The sequence below is a fragment of the Streptomyces sp. NPDC055239 genome, assembly GCF_053606205.1.
Genome location: NZ_JBSGRD010000015.1, coordinates 23,651 through 50,629, shown reverse-complemented (window position 1 = coordinate 50,629; position 26,979 = coordinate 23,651). Strand labels below are relative to the sequence as shown.

The 26,979-nt window shown below is 70.4% G+C and carries 30 protein-coding genes and 1 pseudogene; 14 read left to right on the top strand and 17 right to left on the bottom strand.

The features are described from left to right. The first annotated feature begins 189 nt into the window (after positions 1–189). On the top strand, positions 190–1,065 hold the full coding sequence (locus ACWFRJ_RS36430) for an undecaprenyl-diphosphate phosphatase (RefSeq protein WP_453541045.1): 876 nt from the start codon (positions 190–192) through the stop codon (positions 1,063–1,065). A gap of 55 nt (positions 1,066–1,120) precedes the next feature. Here the strand turns inward: ACWFRJ_RS36430 and ACWFRJ_RS36425 are convergent, their stop codons facing one another. Next, entirely contained in the window at positions 1,121–2,017 is an 897-nt protein-coding gene (locus tag ACWFRJ_RS36425) for a hypothetical protein (protein ID WP_453541043.1), read from the bottom strand. Between the two features lie 213 nt (positions 2,018–2,230). On the opposite strand from ACWFRJ_RS36425, the gene ACWFRJ_RS36420 reads away from it, so the two are divergent. Next, entirely contained in the window at positions 2,231–2,545 is a 315-nt protein-coding gene (locus ACWFRJ_RS36420) for a DUF6401 family natural product biosynthesis protein (protein WP_453541040.1), read from the top strand. Positions 2,546–2,557: 12 nt separating this feature from the next. Here ACWFRJ_RS36420 and ACWFRJ_RS36415 read toward each other — a convergent pair whose 3' ends face one another. Continuing rightward, on the bottom strand, positions 2,558–3,397 hold the full coding sequence (locus ACWFRJ_RS36415) for a mechanosensitive ion channel family protein (protein WP_453541037.1): 840 nt from the start codon (positions 3,395–3,397) through the stop codon (positions 2,558–2,560). A 260-nt stretch (positions 3,398–3,657) separates the two neighbouring features. On the opposite strand from ACWFRJ_RS36415, the gene ACWFRJ_RS36410 reads away from it, so the two are divergent. The 3 genes from ACWFRJ_RS36410 (at position 3,658) to lnt (ending at position 6,556) form a co-directional block, all read left to right on the top strand. Continuing rightward, positions 3,658–3,837 carry a hypothetical protein gene (locus ACWFRJ_RS36410; protein WP_453541034.1) on the top strand — a complete coding sequence of 60 codons (180 nt, stop codon included), beginning with the start codon at positions 3,658–3,660 and terminating at the stop codon, positions 3,835–3,837. 330 nt (positions 3,838–4,167) lie between these two features. Beyond that, on the top strand, positions 4,168–4,710 hold the full coding sequence (locus ACWFRJ_RS36405; protein WP_453541031.1) for a nuclear transport factor 2 family protein: 543 nt from the start codon (positions 4,168–4,170) through the stop codon (positions 4,708–4,710). A gap of 133 nt (positions 4,711–4,843) precedes the next feature. Beyond that, positions 4,844–6,556 carry an apolipoprotein N-acyltransferase gene (lnt, locus tag ACWFRJ_RS36400; protein ID WP_453541028.1) on the top strand — a complete coding sequence of 571 codons (1,713 nt, stop codon included), beginning with the start codon at positions 4,844–4,846 and terminating at the stop codon, positions 6,554–6,556. Here lnt and ACWFRJ_RS36395 read toward each other — a convergent pair. Then, a complete protein-coding gene (locus ACWFRJ_RS36395) occupies positions 6,480–7,385 on the bottom strand; it encodes a Gfo/Idh/MocA family protein (RefSeq protein ID WP_453541570.1) in 906 nt (301 codons plus the stop codon). The genes lnt and ACWFRJ_RS36395 overlap by 77 nt on opposite strands. Before the next feature lie 77 nt (positions 7,386–7,462). Further along, a complete protein-coding gene (locus ACWFRJ_RS36390; RefSeq protein WP_453541026.1) occupies positions 7,463–8,683 on the bottom strand; it encodes an FAD-dependent monooxygenase in 1,221 nt (406 codons plus the stop codon). Between the two features lie 120 nt (positions 8,684–8,803). Between ACWFRJ_RS36390 and ACWFRJ_RS36385 the strand changes: the two genes are divergently transcribed. The 3 genes from ACWFRJ_RS36385 to ACWFRJ_RS36375 all read left to right on the top strand — a co-directional run bounded on the left by ACWFRJ_RS36385 (position 8,804) and on the right by ACWFRJ_RS36375 (position 10,616). Then, positions 8,804–9,430 (top strand): TetR/AcrR family transcriptional regulator, encoded by a 627-nt coding sequence (locus ACWFRJ_RS36385; protein ID WP_453541023.1) that lies wholly within the window; start codon positions 8,804–8,806, stop codon positions 9,428–9,430. A gap of 64 nt (positions 9,431–9,494) precedes the next feature. After that, the gene (locus ACWFRJ_RS36380) at positions 9,495–10,049 is read left to right on the top strand and encodes a DinB family protein (RefSeq protein WP_453541567.1); all 555 of its coding nucleotides are present in this window, start codon (positions 9,495–9,497) and stop codon (positions 10,047–10,049) included. A 105-nt stretch (positions 10,050–10,154) separates the two neighbouring features. Further along, positions 10,155–10,616 (top strand): hypothetical protein, encoded by a 462-nt coding sequence (locus ACWFRJ_RS36375; RefSeq protein ID WP_453541020.1) that lies wholly within the window; start codon positions 10,155–10,157, stop codon positions 10,614–10,616. Here ACWFRJ_RS36375 and ACWFRJ_RS36370 read toward each other — a convergent pair. The 7 genes and pseudogenes from ACWFRJ_RS36370 to ACWFRJ_RS36340 form a co-directional block, all read right to left on the bottom strand. Next, positions 10,604–11,157 (bottom strand): annotated as a pseudogene (locus ACWFRJ_RS36370) (hypothetical protein). The gene ACWFRJ_RS36375 and the pseudogene ACWFRJ_RS36370 overlap by 13 nt on opposite strands. A 302-nt stretch (positions 11,158–11,459) precedes the next feature. Further along, positions 11,460–12,143: a uracil-DNA glycosylase gene (gene ung / locus ACWFRJ_RS36365; RefSeq protein WP_453541017.1), complete on the bottom strand. Its 684-nt coding sequence runs from the start codon at positions 12,141–12,143 to the stop codon at positions 11,460–11,462. A 129-nt stretch (positions 12,144–12,272) separates the two neighbouring features. After that, on the bottom strand, positions 12,273–13,880 hold the full coding sequence (locus ACWFRJ_RS36360; protein ID WP_453541564.1) for an ABC transporter substrate-binding protein: 1,608 nt from the start codon (positions 13,878–13,880) through the stop codon (positions 12,273–12,275). Between the two features lie 167 nt (positions 13,881–14,047). Next, a complete protein-coding gene (locus ACWFRJ_RS36355) occupies positions 14,048–14,803 on the bottom strand; it encodes an SDR family oxidoreductase (RefSeq protein WP_453541014.1) in 756 nt (251 codons plus the stop codon). Positions 14,804–14,879: 76 nt separating this feature from the next. Next, positions 14,880–15,641, bottom strand: coding sequence for a 3-oxoacyl-ACP reductase FabG (gene fabG, locus ACWFRJ_RS36350; protein ID WP_453541011.1), 762 nt, complete (start codon positions 15,639–15,641; stop codon positions 14,880–14,882). Between the two features lie 135 nt (positions 15,642–15,776). Next, complete coding sequence (locus tag ACWFRJ_RS36345) at positions 15,777–16,202, bottom strand: DUF3037 domain-containing protein (RefSeq protein WP_453541008.1); 426 nt, start codon at positions 16,200–16,202, stop codon at positions 15,777–15,779. Next, positions 16,199–16,990, bottom strand: a complete 792-nt coding sequence (locus ACWFRJ_RS36340) for a HipA family kinase (RefSeq protein WP_453541005.1) — start codon at positions 16,988–16,990, stop codon at positions 16,199–16,201. The genes ACWFRJ_RS36345 and ACWFRJ_RS36340 overlap by 4 nt, the downstream gene beginning before the upstream one ends. Before the next feature lie 90 nt (positions 16,991–17,080). On the opposite strand from ACWFRJ_RS36340, the gene ACWFRJ_RS36335 reads away from it, so the two are divergent. Then, the gene (locus tag ACWFRJ_RS36335; RefSeq protein ID WP_453541002.1) at positions 17,081–17,596 is read left to right on the top strand and encodes a Rieske (2Fe-2S) protein; all 516 of its coding nucleotides are present in this window, start codon (positions 17,081–17,083) and stop codon (positions 17,594–17,596) included. Here ACWFRJ_RS36335 and ACWFRJ_RS36330 read toward each other — a convergent pair. After that, entirely contained in the window at positions 17,583–18,230 is a 648-nt protein-coding gene (locus tag ACWFRJ_RS36330; RefSeq protein WP_453540999.1) for a cysteine hydrolase, read from the bottom strand. The genes ACWFRJ_RS36335 and ACWFRJ_RS36330 overlap by 14 nt on opposite strands. A 197-nt stretch (positions 18,231–18,427) precedes the next feature. On the opposite strand from ACWFRJ_RS36330, the gene ACWFRJ_RS36325 reads away from it, so the two are divergent. Further along, the gene (locus ACWFRJ_RS36325; RefSeq protein WP_453540996.1) at positions 18,428–18,907 is read left to right on the top strand and encodes a pyridoxamine 5'-phosphate oxidase family protein; all 480 of its coding nucleotides are present in this window, start codon (positions 18,428–18,430) and stop codon (positions 18,905–18,907) included. A gap of 31 nt (positions 18,908–18,938) precedes the next feature. Here the strand turns inward: ACWFRJ_RS36325 and ACWFRJ_RS36320 are convergent, their stop codons facing one another. Beyond that, entirely contained in the window at positions 18,939–19,841 is a 903-nt protein-coding gene (locus tag ACWFRJ_RS36320; protein ID WP_453540993.1) for a LysR family transcriptional regulator, read from the bottom strand. A gap of 74 nt (positions 19,842–19,915) precedes the next feature. On the opposite strand from ACWFRJ_RS36320, the gene ACWFRJ_RS36315 reads away from it, so the two are divergent. Beyond that, positions 19,916–20,896, top strand: a complete 981-nt coding sequence (locus tag ACWFRJ_RS36315; RefSeq protein WP_453540990.1) for a DMT family transporter — start codon at positions 19,916–19,918, stop codon at positions 20,894–20,896. Between the two features lie 21 nt (positions 20,897–20,917). Here ACWFRJ_RS36315 and ACWFRJ_RS36310 read toward each other — a convergent pair whose 3' ends face one another. Next, the gene (locus ACWFRJ_RS36310; protein ID WP_453540987.1) at positions 20,918–22,249 is read right to left on the bottom strand and encodes an aminotransferase class I/II-fold pyridoxal phosphate-dependent enzyme; all 1,332 of its coding nucleotides are present in this window, start codon (positions 22,247–22,249) and stop codon (positions 20,918–20,920) included. Between the two features lie 35 nt (positions 22,250–22,284). Here ACWFRJ_RS36310 and ACWFRJ_RS36305 point away from each other — a divergent pair, with 35 nt between their 5' ends. Together ACWFRJ_RS36305 and ACWFRJ_RS36300 are read left to right on the top strand one after the other, a co-directional pair. Continuing rightward, complete coding sequence (locus ACWFRJ_RS36305) at positions 22,285–23,007, top strand: pyridoxamine 5'-phosphate oxidase family protein (RefSeq protein ID WP_453540984.1); 723 nt, start codon at positions 22,285–22,287, stop codon at positions 23,005–23,007. Continuing rightward, complete coding sequence (locus tag ACWFRJ_RS36300) at positions 23,007–23,642, top strand: FMN-binding negative transcriptional regulator (RefSeq protein ID WP_453540981.1); 636 nt, start codon at positions 23,007–23,009, stop codon at positions 23,640–23,642. The genes ACWFRJ_RS36305 and ACWFRJ_RS36300 overlap by 1 nt, the downstream gene beginning before the upstream one ends. 57 nt (positions 23,643–23,699) lie before the next feature. Here the strand turns inward: ACWFRJ_RS36300 and ACWFRJ_RS36295 are convergent, their stop codons facing one another. The 3 genes from ACWFRJ_RS36295 to ACWFRJ_RS36285 all read right to left on the bottom strand — a co-directional run bounded on the left by ACWFRJ_RS36295 (position 23,700) and on the right by ACWFRJ_RS36285 (position 26,534). Then, positions 23,700–24,650, bottom strand: a complete 951-nt coding sequence (locus tag ACWFRJ_RS36295; RefSeq protein WP_453540979.1) for a DMT family transporter — start codon at positions 24,648–24,650, stop codon at positions 23,700–23,702. Positions 24,651–24,847: 197 nt separating this feature from the next. Continuing rightward, the gene (locus ACWFRJ_RS36290) at positions 24,848–25,810 is read right to left on the bottom strand and encodes an EamA family transporter (protein WP_453540976.1); all 963 of its coding nucleotides are present in this window, start codon (positions 25,808–25,810) and stop codon (positions 24,848–24,850) included. Positions 25,811–25,916: 106 nt separating this feature from the next. Further along, a complete protein-coding gene (locus ACWFRJ_RS36285) occupies positions 25,917–26,534 on the bottom strand; it encodes a Clp protease N-terminal domain-containing protein (protein WP_453540973.1) in 618 nt (205 codons plus the stop codon). 226 nt (positions 26,535–26,760) lie between these two features. Between ACWFRJ_RS36285 and ACWFRJ_RS36280 the strand changes: the two genes are divergently transcribed. Then, entirely contained in the window at positions 26,761–26,949 is a 189-nt protein-coding gene (locus tag ACWFRJ_RS36280; protein WP_389905351.1) for a hypothetical protein, read from the top strand. Positions 26,950–26,979: the final 30 nt, after the last annotated feature.

Genomic DNA, 26,979 nt, shown 5'->3' with positions numbered 1-26,979 from the left:
CGCCCTCGGCACCGCCGCTTCTTGTCCTGTCCGCCGCTCGCGGACAGCGGCCCTGCCACTGTCTCGTAACCAAGTGGCGCTACGCTGCCCCACGGCAGGGGAGTGATCACCCCTCGCGCTCACTTTCCCTATCCCCATCACATGACCGCACCCGCAGCCCATGATCCGTACTTGGACGGCGCAGTTTCCATGTCTTGGCTTGAATCCTTCATCCTCGGGCTCGTCCAGGGACTGACCGAGTTCCTCCCGATCTCCTCCAGCGCGCATCTTCGGCTGACCGCGGCGTTCGCGGGCTGGCACGATCCGGGGGCCGCGTTCACCGCGATCACCCAGATCGGTACCGAGGCCGCCGTGCTGATCTACTTCCGCAAGGACATCGCGAGGATCCTCTCCGCGTGGTTCGGCTCGCTCTTCGGCAAGGTCCCGCGCTCGGACCACGACGCGCAGATGGGCTGGCTCGTCATCGTCGGGTCGATCCCGATCGGCGTGCTCGGTGTCACGTTCAAGGACCAGATCGAAGGCCCGTTCCGCGATCTGCGGCTCATCGCCACGACGCTGATCGTCATGGGCATCGTCCTCGGCATCGCGGACCGCCTCGCGGCCCGCGACGAGACGGGCGGCAAGCACCGCGCCATCAAGGAGCGCAAGAGCCTGAAGGAACTGGGCGTCCGCGACGGCCTGATCTTCGGCATCTGCCAGGCGATGGCCCTGATCCCCGGCGTCTCCCGCTCCGGCGCCACGATCAGCGGCGGCCTGCTCATGGGCTACACCCGCGAGGCAGCGGCCCGCTACTCGTTCCTGCTCGCCATCCCGGCGGTCCTCGCCTCCGGCGCCTTCGAGCTCAAGGACGCGGGCGAGGGCGGGCATGTGTCCTGGGGCCCGACGATCTTCGCGACGATCATCGCCTTCATTGTCGGATATGCCGTAATTGCGTGGTTCATGAAGTTCATCACGACCAAGAGCTTCATGCCGTTCGTGTACTACCGGATCCTGCTCGGCATCGTTCTGTTCGTGCTGGTCAGCATGGGTGTACTGAGTCCGCATGCGGGTGAATCAGCCGGGTGAGACGGCCGCGGAGAGGGTGCTCCGGCACAGCGCACCTTGAGTGGATCCTCCTGGATCACCGAGGTGGCGAGGTCGGTGGACCATGCCCTGGACCGGTTCGCACCTCCCGAATGGCGAACTTGTTGAGGGGAAGCAGCTCCACCCTGAGTCCGACGGCGTTGGCGTGCGGGGAGACTGCGTTGACACTGGCCGCGACCGCGTTGACGAACTCGACGTAGGAGCAGGCGGCTTGGAGGGCGTACTGCGCTTCCAGGATCTTGCCCACCTTCCGGCGGGCGACCACTGCCATGCCGACCGGGGGGAACGTGAGCGCGGTCGCCGCTATGCCCCACTTCCTCCATGGAGCGCTTCCCTCGTCGGGGGCTGCTGCAAGGACCTCGATGGCTTCGCGGGCGCAGCGGTAGCTTTCCGTCAGCCAGTGGGCGGCGTCCTCGCGCCGGTCGAGCAGCAGGCTCATCTGACCCAAGTGCATCTGGACGACCGCTCGGCTCTGTGGCGAGTCCGCCAGGCCGTACGCATCGAAGAATCGATCCCATGCCTGCTGAAGCGTGGTGACATACCGCGGATCGGACAAGCCGATACGTTCCGCCTCGTGTACCAGTAGCTGGGCCGTGCGCAGTGGACCGTCCAGGAGGAGCGAGGCCTTCTTGTCGAGCGACTCAAGCATGGCCGCTTGGGCATCTTCGACATCAGCCAGGGCGGCATACAGGCTCATGATCCCTTCAGCAGGCAGGCCGGTCTGGGAGAGGCCCAGCACGATGGTGGCGCGCCCGACCGCGCCCCACTTTCCTGCTTCCGGACCCGCGTCGCGACCGGCGCCTTCGTCGCCAGGCGCCCCGCGGGAGCGAATTTGATACCAGCGGACGAACTCCACCAGGCGCGCGTCGACTCGCTCTCCGGCCTGAGCCAGACTGTCCCTGATGCGACGGTCCGAAGGATCTGGTCGTGTCATGACTACCACCCCGTGTGGTGCGGAGCGTAGTGCTGACCGGCCGTGTCGTCACGGCCGAGTGTGGCCCTCTCTCGCGGAAAGCGTCGGCGGGCTGCGGCCCGGCCACTGCCTGGTCTCGGTCGGGCCGCGGGGGTGGACCTCAGCCGGGCCGCTGTGACCAAGGGCATGCCGAAAGGCCCTGTTCAGGGCATTTTGCCCGCCTAGGCTGAAGAGATGTCGCCCCTCGCCCGCATCAGCGCCTCGTACGCGCCGCGCTTCGCCGAGTTCGCCTTCGAGCCCGGCTTCACGGCCGCCGTGGACCAGCATGTCGCGGAAGTGCGGGAGCGTCTGGAGATGTGCGGGGCCGGGCTCGTGCCGCCGGCGCCGGACCCGGAGCTCCTCTCCGACTACGCCCTGGGGTTCCTGGACGGTCTTTCCGAGAACGGGTGGCGGGAGCCTGTGGGCCATGACTACGCGGTGTGCCGCCTCACCGCCATCTCCTGGCTGGTGAAGCGGCACGACTTGGTGCCGGAGTCCGCCGGGTCCTGAGACCCGGCCCGGTCACATGTCGTTGCGCATGTCGCGCATGTCGTTGCCCGTGTCGTCGTCGCGCATGTGGCTGCCCGAGCCGCCCGTCCCGCCACGCGTGCGCTCTCGCACGGGCTGGTTGGTCATCGCGTCCTCGCGGCCCGCCTGGTAGGCGCCGACACTGCTGCGGGCCTTGGCCGTCTCCTGCTCGGCCGTGTTCAGCCAGCGCTCCCAGCGCTCCCGCATCGGGCCGATGAGGCCACCGCCCACACCGACGATCAGGATGCCTGCACCGGCCGCGAGGGCCGCGTAGAGGACGGGCTGGGTGACCGTGGTGGCGATGCCCGCCTGACCGAGGGCCGCGATCACGCCGAGCGCGACGATGCAGGCCCAGACGATCGTGCCGATGGTCTTCCCGTACGACATCGAGGACAGGGCGCTGGTGACGATGTCGCGCACGATGTTGGCCACCGCCATGGCGACGACCATCAGGATGATGGCGACGACACCGCGCGGGATCCAGGAGACGATCCCGTTGAGCATGTCGGAGACCGGGTTGCTGCCGAAGACACCGAAGCCGATCTGCAAGGTGATCAGGAGCAGGGCGAAGTACACGACCTTGCAGACGATCCCCGTCGTGTCGTACTTGGAGTTCGCCAGCATGCGGTCCGCGCCCGCCCGCTCGGCGAGCTTCTCGGAGCCGACCTTGCGCAGGACCCGGTCGAGGACCTTGGCGATCATCTTCGACACGAACCAGCCGATGGCCAGGACGACCAGGAAGCCGATGAGTTTCGGCACGAACGTCGCGATCTTCGACCAGGCGTCGTTGAGACCTTGGGTGAAGTCCACGGAGAGGCTTATGTACTGGGACATGAGTGGTCCTCCACTCGATGGGCCCCGGGCGCCACTGCGGCGTCAGGGCGATGAATCCCCCACGACGCACGGCTTCCGGCGCGTCCCTCCTCCCTGGATACCAGGAGTCACCACCTGAGACTCCGCGGTGATGCGCCGTACGGGTGACGCACGGGTGACGGGCGCGGGAGGCGGCCTGCCGCTGTGCGAATGCTCACTTGGGGGATCTGCCCAGTAGCGGACAGTTCCGATTGTCGTAGCCATCCCCTAGGCTTGACCACATGCCCTTAAGCCCTCAGCCCCGTGGTTCCGCACGGTCTGCCGCGGAATTGAACGAGCGGATCCGCGGCTTGTGGATGCGCACCGGAGGCCGCCTCTCGGCCGAACAGCGCAGCGAATATGAACAGTTGGTGACGGAGTGGGCGGCCGCCGTCCGCGAAGAGGTCGTGAAGGCGGCCTAGTCGGTGGCCCGGCGTTTCTGTACGCCGAGCCACCCACCAGGCCGTCGACGACTACCGCGTCAGCCCTTGCCCTGACGCTCCTTCTTCGCGATGCGCCGCTTCTGGCGCCCCGTCAGCTCCTGGCGATTGCCCTGGCGTTTGTACGCTTCGATGCGCTGCTCGTTCTTCACCGGGCCTCCCGTCTCGGGGGTTCCTGTCCCCTGCGGACCGTCAACTGAGCCGTATCGTAAGGCAGTTCATCCGTACGTGACCCGTACTCGAACCGGGTGCGAACCGGGTCTTTTGTGCACGCCTCTTGGCTCGGTACTCCCCGTGCCCAACACTGACCCGATGACGCAGCGCGTGGAACTCGCCGCCGTGATGGACCGGTTGGCCATCGACTCCCTCATCACCGAGTACGCAGTGACCGTCGACGACGGCGACTGGGACGCCTACCAGCACCTCTTCACTCCGGACGGACGCGCCGACTACAGCTCGGCGGGCGGCATCGACGCGAGCGCCGCCGAGGTGGCCGGATGGCTGGCCGGGACGATGGAGCTCTTCCCGATGCGCCAGCATCTGATCGTCAACAGGAGGCTCCGGTTCGGGACGCTCGACCAGGACATCGGCGACATCGCACACGTACAGGCCGACTACGTGAATCCGATGCGCTTCGCGTCCAGCGGTGGCGAGGCGGGAAGGGGGGACGGCGAAGGCGGCACGGAACCCTCGGCTCCGGACTTCATATGCGGTGGCCGCTACGCCTTCACGGCGCTGCGTACGCATGAGGGCTGGCTGCTGCGTCAGGTGACCGTGCAGGAGAAGTGGCGCCAACTCCAGCAGCGCTCCCCCAACCACACGCCCCATCACACGCCCGATCGCACACCCAACTGAGAACCCACTGAGAACCGGCCGGGAGCCGATCGGGAGCCTGCCGGGAAACGGCTCGGCAGGCACACTGTCGTAGATCGTCCGGGGCGCGCACACTGGGGGAACGACCGGGCGTCGAGGCCGAGGGAGGCGCTGCATGGATCAACTCAGCGACGACCGGGACCGGCGGCGGCCACGCCTTTCGGCCGCCTCGACGGCGGGGCTGCTCGTTTCGGCCCGATGGCGCGGCGCACTGGCCGTCCTCGCCGGCGCCCTGCCCGCCCTCGCCTTCCCCGCCCCGTCGCTGTGGTGGTTCGCGTACGTGGCGCTCGTGCCCTGGATGCTGCTCGCGCGCTCGGCACGGACCGGGCGCAGGGCGGCGCTCGACGGCTGGCTCGGCGGCCTCGGGTTCATGGTGGCGGTGCATCACTGGCTGCTGCCGAGCCTGCATGTGTTCACCGTCCTGATCGCCGCGCTGCTCGGTCTGCTGTGGGCGCCGTGGGGCTGGCTGGTGCGGCGGCTCCTTGGCGGGGTGGCGTCACCCTGGCGGACCGCGGCCGCCCTTGTCGTGCTGCCGTCCGGCTGGCTGATGGTCGAACTGGTCAGATCCTGGGAGGGGTTGGGCGGGCCCTGGGGGCTGCTCGGCTCCAGTCAGTGGCAGGTCGGGCCCGCCCTGCGCCTCGCGTCGGTCGGCGGGGTGTGGCTGGTCAGCGCCCTGATCGTCATCCTGAACACGGGCATCACGGTGCTCGTGGTGGCTTTGGCCGTACACCGGTCCGGGACGTCAGGAACATCAAACACATCAGGAACATCAGGGACATCCCGTACGGCCGTCGCCCTGGCCGTCCCCGCCACCGCCGGGCTCGTGGCCGTGGCCGCCGTGACCACCTCCGCCTGGGCCTGGGCGCCGCGCCCCGAGCCCGCGGGCCGCATGCGCGTGGCCGTCGTCCAGCCCGGTGTCATCGACGGGGTGGGCGGCGCGGACAAGCGGTTCGCGCGCGAGGAGGCGCTGACGCGCGGCCTGGCCGGGCGGGATCTGGACCTCGTCGTCTGGGGCGAGAGCAGCGTCGGGTACGACCTCGCGGATCGCCCCGACGTCGCGCGCCGGATAGCCGCGCTGTCCAGGGAGGTCGGGGCCGACATCCTGGTGAATGTGGACGCCCGCCGCTCCGACGAGGCGGGCATATTCAAGAGCTCCGTCCTCGTGGGCCCCAACGGCCCGACCGGCGATCGCTACGACAAGATGCGGCTCGTCCCTTTCGGCGAGTACGTCCCCGCCCGCTCGCTCCTCGGCTGGGCGACGTCCGTGGGCAAGGCGGCGGGCGAGGACCGCAGGCGCGGTGAGCGTCCGGTCCTGATGAACGTCGGGAACGGCCTGAAGGTCGGGCCGCTGGTGTGCTTCGAATCGGCGTTCCCCGACATGAGCCGCCATCTGACGCGTGAGGGTGCCCAGTTGCTGCTCGCGCAGTCGTCGACCTCGACGTTCCAGTCCAGCTGGGCGCCCGAGCAGCATGCCTCGCTCGCTGCGCTGCGGGCCGCCGAAACGGGCCGCCCCATGGTGCACGCCACACTCACCGGCGTCTCGGCGGTGTACGGCGCGGACGGCGAGCGGGTCGGGGCGCCGCTCGGCACATCGGCGAGCTCGACGGCGACGTACGACATTCCGCTGGCCAAGGGCGTCACGCCGTACGTCAGGTTCGGCGACTGGCCCGTGCACGCGGCCCTCGGCGTGCTCGCGGTGCTGTGCGCGGCCCTGGGCGTGCGTTCCCTGCGAGGACCTGCGAAGGGACGGTTCAGGCGGCCTGCTCCTGAACCGCACGGACCACGCGCTCGCACAGCTCATGGGTCGCCAGCGCATCCTTGGCGCTGAGCACCTTGCCCGCGCGCACGGCGTCGAGGAAGGCGAGCACGACCTGTTCGATGCCGCGCTGCCTGGCCACCGGCACCCAGTCGCCGCGCCGCCGCACGCTGGGCTGGCCCTTGTGGTCGACGACCTCGGCGAGGTTGAGCACCTGCCGCTTGGTGTCCTGACCCGAGACTTCGAGGACCTCCTCGGTGGAGCCGCTCATCCGGTTCATCATGCCGATCGCGGTGAACCCGTCCCCGGCGAGCTGCAGCACGATGTGCTCCAGGAGGCCGTCCTGGACGCGGGCGCGCACGCCGACGTGGTCGATCGGCCCCGGCGCCAGGAAGCGCAGGGTGTCCACGACGTGGATGAAGTCGTCGAGTACCAGCGTGCGTACGTCCTCGGGCAGGCCGACGCGGTTCTTCTGCATGAGGATCAGCTCGCGCGGGTGCTCGGCGCACTGCGCGTAGCCAGGTGCGAAGCGGCGGTTGAAGCCGACGGCGAGGCTCGTCGCGCGCTCCTCGGCGAGGCGCACGAGCCGCTCCGAGTCCCCGAGTTCGTACGCGAGGGGCTTGTCGACGTAAGTGGCCACACCCGCTTCGAGCAGCCGCGTCACGATCTCCGGGTGGGCGGCGGTCGACGCGTGCACGAAGGCGGCGTCGATGCCCCGGGCGAGCAGCGCGTCCAGGTCGGTGTGGCAGCGCTCGTCGGGGATGTGGTGGACGGCCGCGACGCGCGCGAGGGTCGCGGGCGTGCGCGTCTGCAGGTGCAGCTCGACCCCCGGCAGAGTGGTGAGCACAGGCAGGTACGCCTTCTGCGCGATGTCACCGAGTCCGATACAGCCGACCTTCACCACTGTCCCCTGTCTCCTCTACCACTGTGCTTCTCTGCTGCGCGCTTCTCGACTGCGCGCTTCTCGACAGCTGTGTTCTACCGCTGTGCGAGTTCTGTTCCCGCAGCATACGGCTGCTGCGGCGGTCGCCAGTCGGCGATCGAGGCGAAGCTCCGCAGGATCAGGTCCGGGCCGAGGCGTGCCGCCGCGGCGATCAGTTCGTTGCGTACGGCGATGAGCGGGGCGCTCGTCAGATGGTTCATGCGGGCGGCGCGCGCCGCCTGCCGGACGATCGCCGTGGTGCGCGGCACCCGCACCGCGCTGTAACCGGCGAGCCCCGCGGCCAGGTCGCCGCCCGGGGCCACGTGGTGGGCGAGGACGACGCCGTCCTCGATGGCCTGGTTGCCGCCCTGGCCGAGGGTGGGCGCCATGGCGTGCGCGGCGTCGCCGATGAGGGCGACGCGGCCCCGGTGATAGTGGGTCAGCGGCGTACTCATGTGGCGCACGTCGTTGCGCAGGATGTCCTCGGGGCGTGCGGAGGCGATGATCGCGGGGATCGGGTCGTGCCAGTCGGCGAAGCGGCGCGCCAGCTCGGCCCTCTCGCCGTCGGGGCTGTGGCCGCCTTCGGGGACGGTGGCGGTGGCGTACGCGTAGATCCTGCCGTCCTTGAGCGGATGGGTGCCCCAGACTCCGCCGCGCCCCCAGGTCTCGTGGGGTTCGAAGTGGCGGCCGGGTGCGGGGACGATGAGGCGCCAGGCCGTGAATCCCGTGTACGTCGGCTGCGGATGGGCCGGGAACAGGGCCGAGCGCACGGCCGAGTTGATGCCGTCGGCGCCGACCACGAGGTCCGCGTCGATGTCACCGTCGTCGGTACGGACGACGGCCCTGCGGCTCTCCGTTCCCCGATCGGCGAGCTCGGCATGCGCTCCGGTGCGCAGGGCGTCGGCGGGCAGCGCGGAGACGAGCAGGTCGACGAGGGTCGCGCGGTGCACGAGGACGAGCGCGCCGCCGAACTCCTCCGAAGTCGCCGAGGCGCTGGTCCGCACGAGCCAGCGCCCTCCCTGTGCGCGCATCCCGCCTCCGCCCTCCCAGGCTGCGAGCTCGCGGACCCGATCGCCGAGGCCGAGGACGTCGAGGGCGCGCTGGGAGTTGGGGGCGAGTCCGATGCCGGAGCCGACGGGCTCCAGGGTGGCGGCCCGCTCCAGGACGGTGACCCGCCAGCCCGACTGGTGCAGGGCGATGGCGGAGGTGAGGCCGCCGATGCCGCCGCCGATGACGACTGCGTGGGGCGTGGGGTCCTGCTGGGGCTTTGGTGCCATGACTCCTCCTGGAGGCGAGAGGTCCGTCCGCGGGCCTTTCCGCGAGCCCTTCACTACACCTGTAGTGCGCGATACGTCGACCGTACTACACCTGTAGTGAACGGCGGTAGGCTGGACCGCATGTCCGTACGCAGCGCGGGGCCGCCCCGCACCGAACTGATCGCCGACACGGCGCTCGCCCTGCTCGCCGAGCGCGGCATGCGGGGCCTCACGCACCGGGCCGTGGACGACGCCGCGGGGCTCCCGCAGGGTTCGACGTCGAACTACGCCCGCACCCGGCTCGCGCTCCTGGAGGCAGTGGTGCGCAGACAGGCCGAGCGTGAGGCGGTGGTGCTCGATCCGGGCGAGCTGCCGGACGCCGCGGGCGGCCGCGAGCCCCTCGTCGCCTCGCTCGCCCTCGCCCTGCACCGCTACCTCGCCGAAGGCTCCCGCCACCTGCTCGTCTCCCGTTACGAGCTGGCCCTGGAGGCGACCCGCAGGCCGGAGCTGCGCGCCTACTACGACGCGGCGGGGGCGCAGTTCAGGGAGCCCTTGACGGCCATGCTGCGGGCCGCGGGGTCGACGGATCCCGATCGGCACACCCTGGCCCTGGTGGCGTGGTGCGACGGGCTGCTCTTCTCGTGCGTCGCCGGTTCGTACCACGCCGCCGTACCGAGCGAGGAGGAGCTGCGGGCCGGCTTCCGGGAGTTGCTGCGCGGGATGCTGGGGGATCCGGGGGATCTGCGCGATCTGGGGAATCAGGCCTGACGCGCTCCGGGAATCTCGCTGGCGCGGTGCCGCGCGCCGGGCGAGGATGCCCCGCATGACAACGATGCAGACACCCGAGCCGAGGCAGGGCGCGACGCTGCCCATCGACCCCGCCCACCGCGCCGAGCCGTCCCTCACCTCCGACGAACGCGCGTCGATCGAGGGCTGGCTCGACTACCACCGCGCGACGCTCCTGTCGAAGTGCGCCGGCCTCGACGACGAGCAGCTGCGGCGCGCCCCCGTCGCGTCTTCGAGCCTCTCCCTGATGGGTCTCGTGCGGCACCTGTCCGAGAACGAGCGGTACTGGTTCCGCGTCATCGCGTCCGGCGAGAACCTGTCGGAGATCTACTGCACCGAGGAGGAGCCGGAGCGCGACTTCAACCCCGCCGAGGAGGACACCTGGGCGGAGGCCGAAGCGACCTGGCAGGCGGAGATCGCCGCGGCCCGTGAGGCGACGGCGAGGTTCGGCCTCGACGACCTGTCCGTCGGCAAGAGCCTCCACCGGGGCAAACACTTCAACCTGCGCTGGATCTACACCCACATGATCGAGGAGTACGCCCGCCACAACGGCCACGCGGACATCGTCCGTGAGCTGGTGGACGGTGCGACGGGCGACTGACGCGAAGGGGCGTGGACGGCAGGACGGACGAGCCCTTCACCCATGCGGGGCATCCTGGGCCCATTCCCTTCCCGAAGGGCGATGTGACGCACCAGAGTTGCGCGAATGCACAGAACCACGACCACCGCGACGCTCCTGGTATCCGTGGCGGTCACCGCCGTTTCCGGGTGTGTCAGCGTCGAGCGGCATCCCGCACAGGGACCCACCGCCGCGCATGCCCGGCCCCCGGCGCCGCGCCCGGACGGCAGCGCGCACCCACGGGTCGTGGAGGCCCCGGCGCGGGAGGCGCTCGAGCTCATCGGGCCGCCCCGCGGTCCGGCGCCGAGCACCACGGGCAGCGCGTCGCCGGTGCCCGCGGCGCCGCCCCGCTCCCCCCGTCCCGAGCGGCCCGAGCGCGCCGACGCTCCCCCGCACCGCCACGGCGACCGCCCCGAGGCCGCCGCTCTGCCCGCGCTTCCTTCCGCGGCACCCACGGTCCTTGACGTCTGCGCCATGGGTGAGGAGTACGGCAGGTGGAAGCCGGGCAGCCCCGAGGCCACCATCTGCGAGGGAACCTACGGGCGTTGACGCGGCGCTCCCCGGCCTCCGGATCCGCCCCCGCCCTCGGTTCCGCCCCGGCTCACTCCACCTCGCTCCCCTCACCCAGCCGCAGCTCAAGCCTCCCGATGGCCGCCCGGATCCCGTCCCCGTACCCGTCGTCGCCCAGCGCCCCGATTGCCCCACGCGCCCGCCGGATGTGATTGCGTGCCGCCTCGGGGCGCCCCAGCTTCGCGTAGTCCGCGGCGAGGTTGAGGTGCAGGGAGGGGTAGAAACCGCGGACCGCGATCGAGTCGTGGTGTTCGTGCAGCCGCTCGTCCGTGAGCTCGTCCGCCGCCGACAACGCCCGCAGGTCCCACGCCAGTTCGTCCGAGGCGTCCTCCTGCGTGTCGGCCATGTAGTGCGCGAGTGTGCAGCGGTGCAGGGGGTCGCCCTCCTCGCCGATCTCCGACCACAGACCGAGGAAGCGGCCCTGAGCTTCCTCACGGTCGCCCCCGTGGTGCAGCATGACCGCCTGCCCGATCCGGGTCATCATGGCGTCTTCCGCCGACTGCTCCTGCTGCTCCGCCACCGGGTCCTCCACACTCGTACGCCCATCGTGCCCACCGCTCTCGACGCTATCGGCCCCCACTGACAATCGCGGTCAGGCGCGATGGGCCGCGAGGCGCTCACGCGTACCGCTGGGCCAGGCCGGTGACGGTCCTTGCCAGCTCGGCGTGGAGTTCGGGCGGGCCGGGCACCTCGGCCTCGAGCCCGAGCCTGAGGCGCCCCCGCCGACGAGCCCCGCACCCGCGCCGTGCCGTACACCGTCACGTACACGATCGGCTGAGGTCGGCCGAGGTCAGTCGGCCGAGGTCAGTCCGCTCAGGCCAGTCAGCCCAGGTCCGGGATGCGCCAGTCGATCGGCTCGTGCCCCTGTGCCGCCACCGCTTCGTCGATCTGCGTGAAGGGGTGCGAGCCGAAGAACTTCTTCGCGGAGAGCGGCGAGGGGTGCGCGCCCTTCACGACCACGTGCCGCTCCTCGTCGATGAGCGGCAGCTTCTTCTGGGCGTAATTGCCCCAGAGGACGAAGACGGCGGGGTCGGGGCGGTCGGCCACGGCGCGGATCACCGCGTCCGTGAACTTCTCCCAGCCCTTGCCCTTGTGGGAGTTGGCCTCTGCCGCGCGGACCGTGAGCACCGCGTTCAGGAGCAGCACACCCTGCTGGGCCCACGGCATCAGATAGCCGTTGTCCGGCACGGGGTGGCCGAGCTCCTCCTTCATCTCCTTGTAGATGTTCCGCAGCGAGGGCGGGGTCTTCACGCCGGGCCGCACGGAGAAGCAGAGGCCGTGCCCCTGGCCCTCGCCGTGATACGGGTCCTGGCCGAGGACGAGGACCTTCACCTGGTCGTACGGAGTCGCGTCGAGTGCGGCGAACACCTCGTCACGCGGAGGATAGACAGGGCCCTTCTCACGCTCTTCCTCGACGAACTCGGTGAGCTCCTTGAAGTAGGGCTTCTGCAGCTCCTCGCCGAGGACTCCGCGCCAGGACGCGGGCAGCATGGCGATGTCGGTCACGTCAACAACCTCCGGTGTGCGGTCACTTCTCACCACAGAACCTACCGGCGGCCACTGACAATCGGCTCGATCCCCGCTGCCCACGATCCCCCCGCTGTCAGCTGGTCCTGCACTACCAGCCGGTCCTGCCTACCAGCTGGTCTTGCGCTCCAGCTCCCACATCATCATGATCGCCGAGGGGTCGAGCGCACGTTCGCCGCCCGCGATCTCCTCGCTCGCCATGATGTACTGCTTCCCCTGCCACAGCGGGAGCAGCCGCGCGTCGTCGACGAGGACCTTCTGGGCCTGCTCGAAGTCGTCGGCCAGCGCCCCCCGGTCGGCCTCACGGCGTGAGCGCGGCAGCACCTCATCGGTGATCTCCCGCGACGGATACGGCGTGTTGAGCACGTTCTTCTCGCCGACGAACGGCGCGATGAAGTTCTCCGCGTCGGGGAAGTCGGGGAACCAGCCACGGCCGAAGACCGGGTACTCGCCCTTCTTGGTGCCCGCGTCGAACTCCGTCCAGGGGCGGCCCTTGAGCGTGATCTCGAAGAGGCCGGATGCCTCGAGCTGCCGCTTGATCTCCTGGAACTCCGCCTCGGTCGCCGAACCGTAGCGGTCCGTCGTGTACCAGAGCGTGAGCGGCACCGGCTTGTTGATGCCCGCGCCCTTGAGGATGCTCGCGGCCTTGGATTCGCTGGGGTCTCCGTAGTCGTCGAAGAAACCGGTGCCGTGCCCGATGAGCCCCTGGGGGACCATCGAGTACAGCGGCTCGACCGTGTCCTGGTAGATCTTGTGGGCGATGGCCGGGCGGTCGATGACCTGGGCGAAGGCCTGCCGGACCGCCTTCTTCCTGGCCCAGGGGTCATCGGGGTTGAACACAAGGTAGCGGATCTCGGTGCCCGAGCCCTCGACGAGCTGGATGCCCTCCTGCTCGTGCTTGTTCGCCTGCATGTCGACGATGTCCTGGGCCGCGAGCCCACGGAAGGTGACGTCGATCTGCTTGTTCCGCAGCGCCTCGACCATGGTCGAGGACTTCTTGAAGTAGCGGATCGTGACGGCGTCGTTCTTGCGGTCGGCCGCACCCTTGTACTGGGTGTTCTTGACCAGCTCCGCCTTCTCACCGGCTCTGTACGACTGCAGGGCGTAGGGCCCGGAACCCGCGATCGAGGTGCCGTCGCGGAGCTTGTCCGCCGGGTACTCGCGGGGGTCGACGATCGACATGGCGGGCGTGGAGAGCACGAACGGGAAGGTGGCGTCCGGCTTCTTGAGCCGGAACGTGACCGTCCGGTCGCCCTTCGCCTCGACCGAGTCGAGCGATCCGAGCAGTCCCGTCGGGCCGCCCTTCACATCGATGCGCCGCATCCGGTCGAAGGTGTACTTGACCGCATCGGCGTCGAGCTCGTGGCCGTCGGAGAACTTGAGATCATCCCGCAGCTGACAGGTATAGACTTGGTTCGCCGCGTCGGTGAACTTGCAGGACTCGGCCGCGTCCGGTTCGGGCTCGGCCGCCCCGCTGGGGAAACTCAGGAGCGTCTGGAAAACGTTGCGGTAAAGCTCCCAGGAGCTGTCCCATGCGGCCGCGGGATCGAGAGTGCTGGGAGCACTCATCGTGCCGACGGTGATCTGCTTGTCCTCGTCGGAATCGTCCGACGAGATGGCTCCGCACCCCGCGAGCAGGGATACGGACACCAGCGCCGCCGCCGGTCTCAGGCCACGGCGGGGCAGCCCGGCCAGGCCACGGGCACCCGCCGACATCACCAGGCGAACATCACTGAACACGCGCACGCTCCTCGCTCGTCCATGCCATGGGTCGGCAGACCCTACCGCAATGCCCCGCCAGGCCAACTTGCGGCGCCGACGGGGCACTTGATGCGTATGTACGTCCCTCTAGATGGTCGTACCTGGCGATTGCGCGGCCTTCGTCAGCTCACGCCCGCATTGAGGAAGATGCCGCCATCGACCACGAGTGTCTGGCCCGTGATCCAGTCGGACTGGCCGGACGTGAGGAACGCGGCGGCGCCCCCGATGTCCTCGGGCACACCGAGCCGCCCCAGGGGGTACGCGGCGGCGGCCTCCTCCTCACGGCCCTCGTACAGCGCCTTGGCGAACTGGGTCTTGACCACGGCCGGCGCGATCGAGTTGACCCGCACCTTCGGCGCGAACTCGTGCGCGAGCTGCAGCGTGAGGTTGACCATGGCGGCCTTGCTCATCCCGTACGCGCCGATGAACGGCGAGGGAGCGACACCCGCGACGGAGGCGATGTTCACGATCGCACCGCCGTTCTGACTCTGCCAGGCCTTCCAGGTCTGCTGGGCGAAGCCGAGCGCCGAGATCACGTTGGTCTCGAAGACCTTGCGCGCCACATTGAGGTCGAGCTCCGCCATCGGCCCGAACACCGGATTCGTACCGGCGTTGTTGATGAGGAAGTCGACCCGCCCGAAGGCCTCCATGGCGCGCTCGACGGCGACCGCCTGGTGGGCCTCGTCGTGTGCCTTGCCCGCCACGCCGATGACGCGGTCGGCGCCGAGCTTCTCGACGGCCTCCTTGAGCGCGTCCTCGTTGCGGCCGGTGATGCACACACGGTCACCGCGGGCGACGAGCGCCTCCGCGACGCCGTACCCGATGCCGCGGCTCGCGCCCGTGATGAGCGCGGCCTTTCCACTGTCCTGCACTGCCATCTCCGCAACCCTCCGGAACAGAACTACCGGGCCGGAACTACCGGACCGGAACTCGTCGAGAACTAGTCGAGCGGAACTAGTTGAGCGGCCCGCCGGCCACGTACATGACCTGACCCGACACGAAGCCCGCGGCGTCGCCCGTGAAGAAGGCGATGGCGTTGGCGATGTCCTCGGGGCGACCGACGCGCTGCACCGGGATCTGCGTGGCGGCAGCGGCCTGGAAGTCCTCGAAGCCCATGCCGACGCGGTCGGCGGTGGACTTGGTCATCTCGGTGACGATGAAGCCGGGGGCCACGGAGTTGGCGGTGACGCCGAACTTGCCGAGCTCCTTGGCCAGGGTCTTGGTGAAGCCCTGCAGGCCGGCCTTGGCCGCCGCGTAGTTGACCTGGCCGCGGTTGCCGAGCGCGGAGGACGAGGAGAGGTTCACGATCCGGCCGAACTTGGCGTCCACCATGTGCTTCTGGATCGCGCGGGACATCAGGAACGCACCGCGCAGGTGCACGTTCATGACCGTGTCCCAGTCGGTCGCGCTCATCTTGAAGAGGAGGTTGTCGCGGAGCACACCGGCGTTGTTCACGAGGATCGTGGGCGCGCCGAGCTCGTCGGCGATCCGGGCGATGGCCGCCTCGACCTGAGCCTCGTCGGACACGTCGCAGCCGACGGCGATCGCCTTGCCACCGGCAGAGGTGATCTGCGCGACGGTGTCCTTGCAGGCGGCCTCGTCGAGGTCGATCACCGCGACGGCGCGGCCTTCGGCGGCCAGACGCACGGCGGTCGCCGCGCCGATGCCTCGCGCTGCTCCGGTCACGACCGCGACGCGCTGCTCAGTGGTGGACATGCTGGTTCTCCTCGCCCTTGGGATGCGGCTCTACGGTACGCCCCGATGGTGAGCGACCGCTTAGTACCTTCAGCTGAACGAGACGCTAGAAGCCCTGGCACCCGGTGTCAACGGCGCACAGGGGGCTGTGATTCTTTACCTCACCAGGAGGTCGAGGAGCCGGTCCACCTCTGCGACAGGATCCGCCGTGAGACCCGTGTGCACAGGCCCCGGCTGCACCACGGTCGAGCGCGGCGCGATCAGCCACCGAAAGCGCCGCCCCGCATCGTCCCGCTCGGCCTGACCTGCGCCTTCGCCACCCGCGCAGATCCGCTCGACGGCGCCTAGCGCGGCCCTGATGCCGGGCAGGTCGGCCGCCGGGTCCAGGGCCCGCAGCTTGTTCTCGTCGAGATGCGTACGGGCGGATACGAAGGACTTGGCCCGGCAGTAGACCACCACGCCCGCGTTGAACTGCTCACCGCGCTCCACACGCGGCACGACACGCACCAGGGCGTACTCGAAGACGTCCCGCTCTATGACGTCGTGCTCGATGACGTCGTGCTCGATCGGCTGCTCGGTCACTGTCCTGCGCCCTTCCGCTGCGGCTCGGGCAGCTGGATGCGTTCGTGGATGGTCTTGGCCCTCGGAAGGAGTGCCGCCACATAGGCGCGGCGCACGGCGTCGGGGCTCTCGAAGCCCGGCTCGTCCACCAGCCATACGTCGGGCACGTCGGCCGCGGCGGCGGCGAGGAGCTCCTCGGTGACGAGCGGTGCGAGCTCGGCGGCGGCCGTGGCGACATCGGGGCCGAACGGGGCGAGGGCGTGGTCGGAGGCGTCGTACGGCTTGGTGGCCGCGGTCTCGGCGGTGCGCCAGTTGTGGTGCCAGATCATGCTCGCGCCGTGGTCGATGAGCCACAGGTCGCCGCCGACCACGAGCATGTTCGGGTTGCGCCAGGAGCGGTCCACGTTGTTGATGAGCGCGTCGAACCACACGACACGGCCCGCCTCGGCCGGATCGACGTCGAACGCGAGCGAGTCGAAGCCGAGCGCCCCCGAGAGGTACTCCATCCCGAGGTTCAGCCCGCCGCTCGACTTGAGCAGCCCCTGCACCTGCTGGTCGGGCTCGCCGAGGCCGAGCACCGGATCGAGCAGGACCTGCGTGAGCCCCGGCACCCGCAGCCCCAGGCCACGCGCGAGCTGCCCGCAGATCACCTCGGCGACGAGCGTCTTGCGGCCCTGTCCGGCCCCGGTGAACTTCATGACGTACGGCGCGTACGTTCCCCGGCCGTCGGCGGCCTCGACGAGGCCGGGGAGCGATCCGCCCTCCCGCAGGGGCGTGACGTAGCGGACCGCGGTGACTTCGGTGAGCATTGCCCCAGGTTAATGCCGGTCCGAACGCGGCTCGCGCAAGAAGTGCTTGAGCGTTTGAACATATCGGCGCGCGGCCTCGTACCACCGGTCATGACCATCTCGAAGGAACCCTCGAAGGAACTTCTGCCCGTCTCCAGGGAACCGCTGCCCGCGCTCTCCCGCCGTTCGGTCGTCGCGGCCGCAGGCGTCGTCAGCCTGGCCGCCGCCCTCGTGGCCTGCGGTGAGAGCGGCGACAGCGGCGGCGACAACTACGGCTCCGCTCCGGACGCGAAGAAGACTCCCGACGACTCCAAAGCATCCGGTGGCGGGGGCGCCGCCGGGGCCGTGCTCGCCAAGACATCGGAGATCCCGGTGGGCGGCGGCAAGATCTTCAAGGAGGAGGGGGTGGTGGTGACCCAGCCGACCAAGGGCGAGTTCAAGGCCTTCTCGAACCGCTGCACCCATAAACAGTGTCCGGTGACGAGCGTCGAGGGCGGCACCATCAACTGCCCCTGCCACGGCAGCAAGTTCGCCATCACCGACGGGAGCGTGAAGGCCTCTCCGGCGCCGAAGCCACTGCCCGCCGCACAGATCAGTGTGGACGGGGACTCGATCAAGCTGGCCTAGGGGGCTGCCGCTTCCAGCTGCCGAGGACGTCCTCGGTGGTGGCGATGGTGGCCACCAGGGCGAGCGTGTTGCGGATCATCGCGGGGGCGTAGTCGGAGGGGACTCCCGCGATGGCGTCCGACGGCACGACGGCGGTGTAGCCCAGGTTCACGGCGTCGAAGACGGCGTTCGGTATCGCCACGTTCGCCGAAACGCCGGCCACCAGAAGGGTGCGGCACCCCAGGTTGCGAAGGAGCGGGTCGACGTCCGTGCCCGCGAGCGGCGAGAGCCCGTGCAGCCGCCGTACGACGAAGTCCTCCTCGGCCACCTCGATGGGCGGCGCGATCCGCACGGCCTTCGTCCCGGAGAGCTGCTGCACGGGCAGCCGTCCCGCGGCACGGAAGAGGCGGGCGTTGTGGTTGGCCCCGCGCCCGTCGGGCCGCCGTTCGGCGACGGCGTGCAGAACCTGGACCCCGGCCTGGTGGGCGGCGGAGACGAGCCGCGCGACATTGGCGAGCGCGCCCGACGAGCGGGCCTCGGCGGCGAGTTCGGGCAGCGCGCTCTCCGTCCCCACCACACCCTGCTGGCACTCGACGGTCATCAGTACGGTGGTGGCGGGATCGAGGAGTTCCCTGAGCTGTTCGTACGACGGCATCGCTCCCCCTGTCCGATTCATTCGGGTCGGCGGGGTCGTCCGGGACAGCGAAGGCGACCGGCGACGACCGGGATGCGCGGAGGTTAGCGGCCATTGCGCCACGGCGGAAGAGACCGCATGCTTTCCTGACGGACAGATCTGACGGCTTGTCAGTTCTGGCCGTGCGCCCACTGTTTCCACTTGTCGCGGGAGGACCGATGGCCGTCACACAGCGCCGGGGCCGCAGGATCATGATGTCGCCGGACGAGCTCGACGCGTTCCTCGGCGCCGAACGCACCTGCCGGGTCGCGACCGTGTCCGGGGACGGCGCCCCGCACGTCAGCGCGCTCTGGTTCGCCTGGGACGGCACGTCCTTGTGGCTGTTCTCGATCACTCGCAGCAAGCGCTGGGCGGACCTTCGGAGCGACCAGCGGATCGCCGTGGTGATCGACTCGGGCGTCGAGTACGGGGAGCTGCGGGGCGTGGAGCTCTCCGGGACGGCGGTCTTCGTGGCCGAGTCGCCGCGCGTGGGCGAGCCCTGCCCCGAACTCGACGTACCCGAGAGGCTGTTCACCCAGAAGTACTTCGGGATGGACACGATGCCGTACGACGGGAAGCACGCGTGGATCCGGCTCACGCCCGACGCGATCGCGTCCTGGGACTTCCGGAAGCTGGCGGAGCTGCAGGCCCGCCCCTGAGCGGGGCGGATGCGCACCCCTTCTCCGAGCGCTAGCCCAGCCCGGCCCCCGCCCCCTGGAGCGCCTCGACCGCCGCCCTGATCGAGGGCCGGCGGTCGGCGTCCGCGCGCCACACCGCGTACACATGACGGTGCACCCGATGCCGCACCGGAACCGTCCTGACCCCGGCAGGCATCGGATCGCGCCCCAACTGGGGCGCCACGCACACGCCGAGACCCGCTGCCACCAGGGCGAGCTGCGTGTGATGCTCCTCCGCGCGGTGCGCGATCCGCGGCTCGATGCCCTTGGCGCGCAGCGTGAACATCAGCCACTCGTGGCAGAACTCCCCCTCCGCCCAGGCGATCCACTCGTCGTCCGCGAACTCCTCCAGGTCCACTTCGACGCGGTCGGCGAGGGGGTGGGCCGCGGGCATGGCGACATCGGCGGGGTCGTCCAGGAGGGGCGCCCTGACCAGGCCTTCTGGCATCGGCAGCGGCTTGTTGTACCAGTCGAGGACGACCGCCATGTCGATGTCGCCGCGCACCACGGCGGCCACCCCGGGCTGGGCCTCCATCTCCTGGGATCGGACGCGCAGGCCGGGATGGTCGCCGCGCAATGCGCTGAGCGTGGCGGGCAGCAGGCCGCGCATCGCCGTGGGGAAGGCTGCGATACGCAGCTCCCCGACGGCCTTGCCGCGCTGCTCCTCCAGGTCGGACTGCGCGAGCTCCACCTGGGAGAGGATGCGCCCGGCATGCTCGGCGAGCAGCCGTCCGGCATCGGTGAGGCGCACGCCCCGGCCGTTCTTGGCGAGGAGCTGCTGGCCCACCTCGCGCTCCAACTTGGTCATCTGCTGCGAGACGGCCGACGTCGTGACATGCAGGCCCGCCGCGGCGCCGCTGACCGAGCCGTGCCGGGCCAGTGCGTCGAGCGTGCGCAGGCGTTCCAGGTTCAACACATAAGCAATGCTACGCGATACCAGGCAGTTTATTTCGCTTGTTCTACGACGTCTGCGGCCTCAAGGTGACGTACATGAGCGTCACCTCCACCCCTCAGGGCTCCCTCGCCGCTGCTTCTCCCCCGCCCGCCCCCGTCGATCCGAAGCCCCGCCGCGCCCTCGGCTGGCGCCTCCGCTTCGGCCTCCTCTCGCTGATCTGGGGCTTCAGCTTCCTCCTCATCAAGGTCGGCACGGAGAGCTACGCGCCGTTCCAGGTCACCTTGGGGCGCCTGTTCTTCGGCACCGCGGTCGTCGCGGTCGTCCTCGTGGTCAAGCGCGAGCGGCTGCCGCGCGGGGCGCGGACGTGGGCGCATCTCGCGGTCGCGGCGCTCCTGCTCAACGCCCTGCCGTTCTCGCTGTTCGCGTACGCGGAGCTGACGATTCCGTCCACGCTCGCCGGTATCTGCAACGCGACCTCGCCCCTGTGGGGCATGGCGCTCTCCCTGGTCGCGCTCTCCGAGGACCGCCCGACGCGGCGCAGGGTCGCGGGACTCGGCATCGGGTTCCTCGGGGTGCTCACGGTCCTCGGCGCCTGGCAGGGCTTCAGCGGCCTCGACTTCCGCGGCACGTCGATGGCACTGCTCGCCGCGCTGTGCTACCCGATCGGCTGGATCTACGTGCGCCGCACTCTGGCCGGCTCCGGTCACTCCAACCTCTCGCTGACCGGCGCCCAACTGCTGATCGCGACCGTCGAACTGGCCGTGGTGACGCCGCTGTTCACGTCGCTCCCCACGCACTTCCCCGTCGTGCCGCTCCTCGCGATCGTGGCACTGGGTGCCGTCGGCACCGGGCTCGCCTTCCTCATGCAGTACGACCTCGTCTCCGAGGTCGGGCCGACGACGGCCCAGATGGTCACGTACTTCGTCCCGGTCATCGCCACCACGGCGGGCGTCGCCGTGCTCGGCGAGTCCCTGAGCTGGTCGACGCCGGTCGGCGCGGTGATCGTCCTGGCAGGCGCCGCACTCACGCAGTCCAAGCCGCGCGAACGCGCGCGAAACCGCCCCGGTCACCCATAGCGCCGCGCGAAGCCGGCCCGATCACTCATAGCGCCGCGCGGGAGCGGGCCCGGTGGCGGAGGCGACGGCGTCCGCCACCGCCTCGATGTCACCGTCCCCGAGCGTCGACACCGTGATCCGCACCCCGGGCCGCGCACCCATCCGGAAGCGCGCCCCCGGCGCTACGGCCCACCCCGCGTGCAGCAGCCTGGCGACCGCGCCGGTCTCGTCCGGCACGGGCACCCATACGTTCATGCCGCTGCGCCCGTGCGCCGCGACACCCCGCTCGGCGAGTGCGGCGATCAGCGCGTCACGTCGCTTCCCGTACGACGCCGACACCTCGGCGGTGTTCACCGCCCCTTCCGTCCACAGCCGCACCACGGCGCGCTGCGACAGGTGGCTCACCCAGCCGGGGCCGAGCCGCTGCCGCCCCTGTACGCGATCGACGGTGACGGAGTCCCCGGTGAGGAGGGCCAGTCGCAGGTCAGGGCCGTATGCCTTGGCCGTCGAGCGGATGAAGGCCCAGCTGCGGGTCACGCCCGCAAGCGGGTGCAGCGGCAGGTCGACGATGGCGTGGCCGTGGTCGTCCTCCACGAGAAGCACATCCTTGTGCGCGGAGAGCACTTTTCGCAGCGCACGCGCGCGTGGAGCACTGATCGCGGCGCCCGTCGGGTTCTGGGCGCGGTCGGTGACGATGAGCGCCCTGGCTCCGCCGCGCAGCGCCACCTCCACGTCGGCGGGCAGCGGCCCGTCGTCGTCGACGCCCACCGCGACCGTGCGCAGCCCGAGCACCGGCATCAGATCGAGCAGGCTGCCCCAGCCGGGGTCCTCGACCGCCACCGCGTCGCCGGGCTTGAGATGCGCGGCGAGCACACGCTCGATGGCGTCGAGAGACCCGGAGGTGACGGCGACAGGGCCGTCCGGCACGCCGTCCTCGTCGAGGGCCACGCGCGCGTGGCGGGTCATTCCGGGGTCCACGGCCTCCTCCCCGTACAGCACAGGGCGCAGGTCGCCCTCCGCGGCTGCGGCCGCGAACACCCCGGCGAGCGGCGGAAGCAGCGCCGTGTCCGGATTGCCGTTCGACACGTCACGCACACCGGCCGGCACGTCCACGCGGATCAGCTCGCGCACGGTCGTCGCGGGCTTGGGGCGCACGCGACTGCCGCGCCGCCCCGCCGTCTCGATGACGCCGCGTTCACGCAGCGTGCGGTAGGCGGCGGCCACCGTATTGGGATTCACCCCGAGCTGCTCCGCCAACTCACGCATCGGCGGGAGCAGTTGACCCGGCTCCAGGTCTCCGCCACCCACCGCGCGCTCCACGCTGGCAGCGATCTCAGCTGCACGTCGGCCTTCGATCCGATACTCTCCTAGCACAAAGCAGATTATGCACTAGTGCAATGGAGAAGGCAATGAGCGTCGCATCCGAGTCCGGCATCGAGACCGGCGTCGAGACCGCCACCGACACCGCCTCGTACGCGCCGACCGACCTGACCGTGCCCACCCGCGGGCGGGACCGTGCCGCGTACGACCAGGAGTTGGTGCACGCGATACTCGACGAGGCCTACGTCTGCCACCTCGGTTTCCTGCGGGACGGAGCTCCGATCGTCCTGCCGACGCTGTACGGCCGGGTGGGCGAGCGCCTCTACGTGCACGGCTCGACGGGGTCCCGGCCACTGCGGATGGCCGCCGACGCCCGGAAGCAAGAGGAGGACCCGGGCCTGGCGGTCTGCCTGACCGTCACCCACGTCGACGGCCTCGTCCTCGCCCGGTCGGCCTTCCACCACTCGATCAACTACCGCTCCGTGGTGATCCACGGCACCGCACACCAGGTCACCGACCTCGAGGAGAAGCGCGCCGCCCTCGACGCACTCGTCGACCACGTCGTGCCTGGCCGCTCCGCCGACTCGCGCCCCGCGAACGCCAAGGAACTCGCGGCGACCGCCGTGCTCAGCCTCGACCTCGCCGCGGTGTCCGCCAAGGTGCGCACCGGCGGCCCGAACGACGACCCCGAGGACCTCGACCTGCCCCACTGGGCCGGCGTCGTCCCCCTGCGCAAGGGCCACGACCCGCTCGTCCCTTCGGCCGACCTGGCCCCCGGCATCGAGACCCCCGACTACCTGATCGAGCTGTGATGCTGATCCATCCCTGGGACGCGCCCCGCTCCGACGCCGAGTGGCAGCAGTGGCTCGCCGCCCACGACTTCGGGCAGCTCGCTGTGAACGGCCTGCCCGGAGAGCCCCCACACGTACAGCCAGCACACTTCGCCTACGAGACCGGCCACGGCCCGTACGGCCGGGTGATCACCCACCTGGCGCGCCCCAACCCGCTGTGGCCCGCGCTGGAAGCCGACCCCGAAGTACTGCTGAGCGTGGTGGACGACTACGTCTACGTGCCGGGCCCCTGGCAGGCGCCGCCGGACACGTTGCCCGAGCACGGCGTGCCGACCAGCTTCTACGCCGCCGTACAGCTGCGCTGCACCGCCCGCGTCGTGGACGACCCGGCGGAGAAGGCCGAGCTCCTCAACCGCCAGGTCGCCCACTTCCAGCCGGAGGGCGGCTCGGTCCCCGCCACGGTGGGCGAGGCCCCGTTCGGCCGCATGCTCTCCGGCATCCGCGCCCTGTGCCTCGAAGTGACGGACGTACGGGCAAAGTTCAAGTACGCGAGCCACAAGCCGCAGGAGGTCCAGGACCGGATCGTGGCAGGTCTGGCGGAACGCGACGGCCCACGCGACGAGGCGGCGCAATCTCATCAACTGCGCCGACGCTGAGCGCCCCTTAAGGGGCGCGGGGCGCGACCACACAGGCCGCGCCGCACAAGCCGCCCCTCACACCAGCACCGCCCCCCGCCGCGCAGCGACCGTCTCGGCGACCGCGAGCCCCGTCACCGCGGCCAGCATCATCAGCGTGCCGAGGACCGTCGACACGGTCAGCTCCTCGTCAAGGAGCACGACGGCGATGACCGCAGCGCTGAGCGGCTCCAGGAGCGTGATCACGGAGACGGTCGCGGACCGGATGACGGCGGCGCCCGCGAAGTACAGGGCGTAGGCGACCGCCGTCGGTATCACGACGATGTACAGCACGTAGAGGCTCATCCGCGCCGGGTCGGCGGTATGCGGCACGAGGCCCTCCACCGCGGCGAGCGGCAGCAGGCAGACGGAGACCACGGCGAACGACCAGACCGTCGTGTCGGCCGAGTCGGCACCGCCGTCCCGCCCCCACCACCGCGTGAGCAGCGTCATCGTGGCGTACGCGGCCGCCGAGAGCAGCCCCCACCCGACGCCCTCCGGACGCACGCTCGCACCGCCGCCGCCCAGGACGAGCACCACGAGCCCGGCAAGCGCCCCCGCCACGGCGACGACCCCGCCGCGCCCGAGCCGCTCGGCCATGGTGAACCGCGCCCCGAGGGCGATGAGCACGGGCCCGGCGCCCATCGTGACCACCGTGCCGACGGCGAGGCCGGTCGACTCGACGGCCGCGAAGTAGGCGGTCTGGAACACGGCGAGGGCCACGCCGGTCACCACGATCCGCGGCAGCCGCTGCCGCAGCGGCGCACTGACGGCGGCGTACGCGGACCGTCGGCGCGCCCGCATCAGACGGACGGCGAACAGCAGCACGAAGCCGCCCGCGCAGCGCCAGAAGGACAGGCTGACCGGCCCCATGTCACTGGCGTTGAAGACCAGCGCGGCGGCGGCACCGGCGGTGCCCCAGGCCGTACCGGCGACGATCAGATAGAAGAGGCCACGTCCGACGGACAGACCGGAGGCAGCCGTCGACACAGTGGACACAGTCGACACATTCGACACGTGAGTTCTCCGCAGAAAGAAAGAAGAAGGAAGGTCCCAGGAAGGTCCCTGGCTCCGTCTGCGGGCAGCGCCGTTCCACCCGGCCACCGGCCGGGTGTGATCCAGAAGGTGCCCGCGCCTAAGCGGCGGGGGGCGGAAGAACGAGCGCGCGTGAATGCATGATCAACACCCTAGACGGCGGTGCCGGTTGACGACAACCGCTGCTCCGGCTCCGGAAGGCCGCCCGCGGCAGGCCCCTCGTGGGGCTTCGCGGGCGTGGACGACTGCGCGATGAACGCCCCCGCGAGCACCACCGCACCCCCGATGATCTGCGGCGCCGACAGGTGTTCGCCCAGCATGACCCAGGCGAGCACGGTCGCTATGACCGCTTCCAGACAGGCGACGACCCCCGCCACCTGCGGCGAGAGCCGACGCACAGAGAGCACCCCGGTGACGTACGCCACGACGGTCGCGAGGAGCACGATCCAGCCGATGAGCAGCCACGCGGGAACGGCCGAGCCGTCCATGTCCGCGCTGCCCGCGAGCACCGAGAAGTCCATGCCCCAGGGACGCGCCACGACGGTAAGCACCGCGGCACCGATCAGCAGCCCGTACGCGATGACGCCGAGCGGGTCGGGAGCGTCGTCCCCCGCGTCGCTGCCCTGGTCGGACAGGACGAAGTAGCCGACCTGGCAGCACGCGGCACCCAGCGCGAGCAGCAGCCCCACGGCATCGAAGCTCAGCCCGGCCCACACCTCGACGACACAGGCGAGCCCGCCGACCGCGAGCACCACGCCCACCGCGGCCGACCGCGTCACGGGCCGCCGCTGCACGAAGCGCACCCAGCCGAGGACGAGCGCGGGCGCGAGGTACTCGACCAGGAGCGCGACGCCGACGGGGATGCGGGAGATCGCCGCGAAGTAACAGGCCTGGACACCGGCCACGGCGAGCAGGCCGAAGCCGAGCAGCAGGGCGGGCCTGCGGAGCAGCAGGGCGCGGTGGCGCCAGGCGACCGGCAGCATCACCAGGGCTGCGCCCGTCACCCGCAGCCACACCACGTGCAGCGGGTCGAGACCGGCCTCGATCAGCGGTTTGGCCGCGACTCCCGAACCGCCGAAGGCGATCGCAGAGCCCAGGGCGAGCCCCAGGCCCATGCCTCTCCCGCGGCTCAGCCGTGAGCCTGCCCGATTCCCCTCAGACGCTTGCACCGGCACAGCATGCCAGGGCGCGTCATGAGCGTCACCTTCGATAGCCCCTGTCTCAATCGGCGGACGTCTCGGCGGGCATCTCGGTGTACGGGTCCGCGTAGGGGTCCGCGTGCGGATCCGCGAACGAGGCGCCGGTCGACGGATCCTTCTCGATGCGCCGGACGATCACCTTCGGGTCGGCCCCGGCCCGCCCGAGGACCTCGACCGCGCGATAGTCCGGATCCGAGATGAGCGCCACCAGGAGGTCGATACCAAGGGCGCGCGGTTCGCCGCGCCCGTCGGCCCGCTCGATGGCCGTCTCCATGGCCGCCGTCGCGGACGGCGACCAGCGCTTCTCCTTGGCGGGACCGAAGTCGCCCACCTTCACCAGCGGCACCGATCCGGAGTCCTCGACCGTCCCCTGCCACTGCAGGCCGTACCCGATGCTGCGCTGGACGAGATAGCCGAGCAGCCGCACCACTTGCGCCCCGTCGTCGAAGGCCGCCCGCACATCGGGGTCGGTCTCCAGGAGGGAGTGCAGCAGATGCGCGGTGTCGATCTGCCGGTCCCCGTCCCGTACCGCACGTCGGCGCGCACCGGCCACCACCGATGCCAGCACTGCGCTCAGTCGGGAGTCGGTCTCTGTTCGGGTGAGGCCGGGCTCGGCGCCCGGCGGGGTACGGCTTTGCACACCTCCCACCCCATCAGTCCCCTGTGGGTGGTGTCATCGGCGGAGGGAAGCATCTTCGCGTCCGACACAGGTTGGGTACGCATGTGTGGCTTCTCCTCCTTACGGATGAGATCCGACTTTTCTTCCCCCAGGGGCGCGCGGCGCCTTGATTCACGCCCGGAACGCAACCACGGCACACACGTCACTCGTCTTTCAGGCATGGGGCGCGGGTGATGGGGTGCAGGTCATGGAGTGCAGGTGCTGGATGGTCTCGCTGTCGGCGAGCGACGGCAGGCAGTACGTGTACCGGGTGTACGCACCCGATGACGCACTGCCCGCCGACCTGTTCTGGGAAGCCTGGCACTGCCACGACGAAGGCCCCTTCCCCAGGGCGTGCGACCTGTTCGACGCGGCGGTGATACGCAGGGTCGGCTGATCCCCGGCCGCACGGGACCCGCTCGGCTCA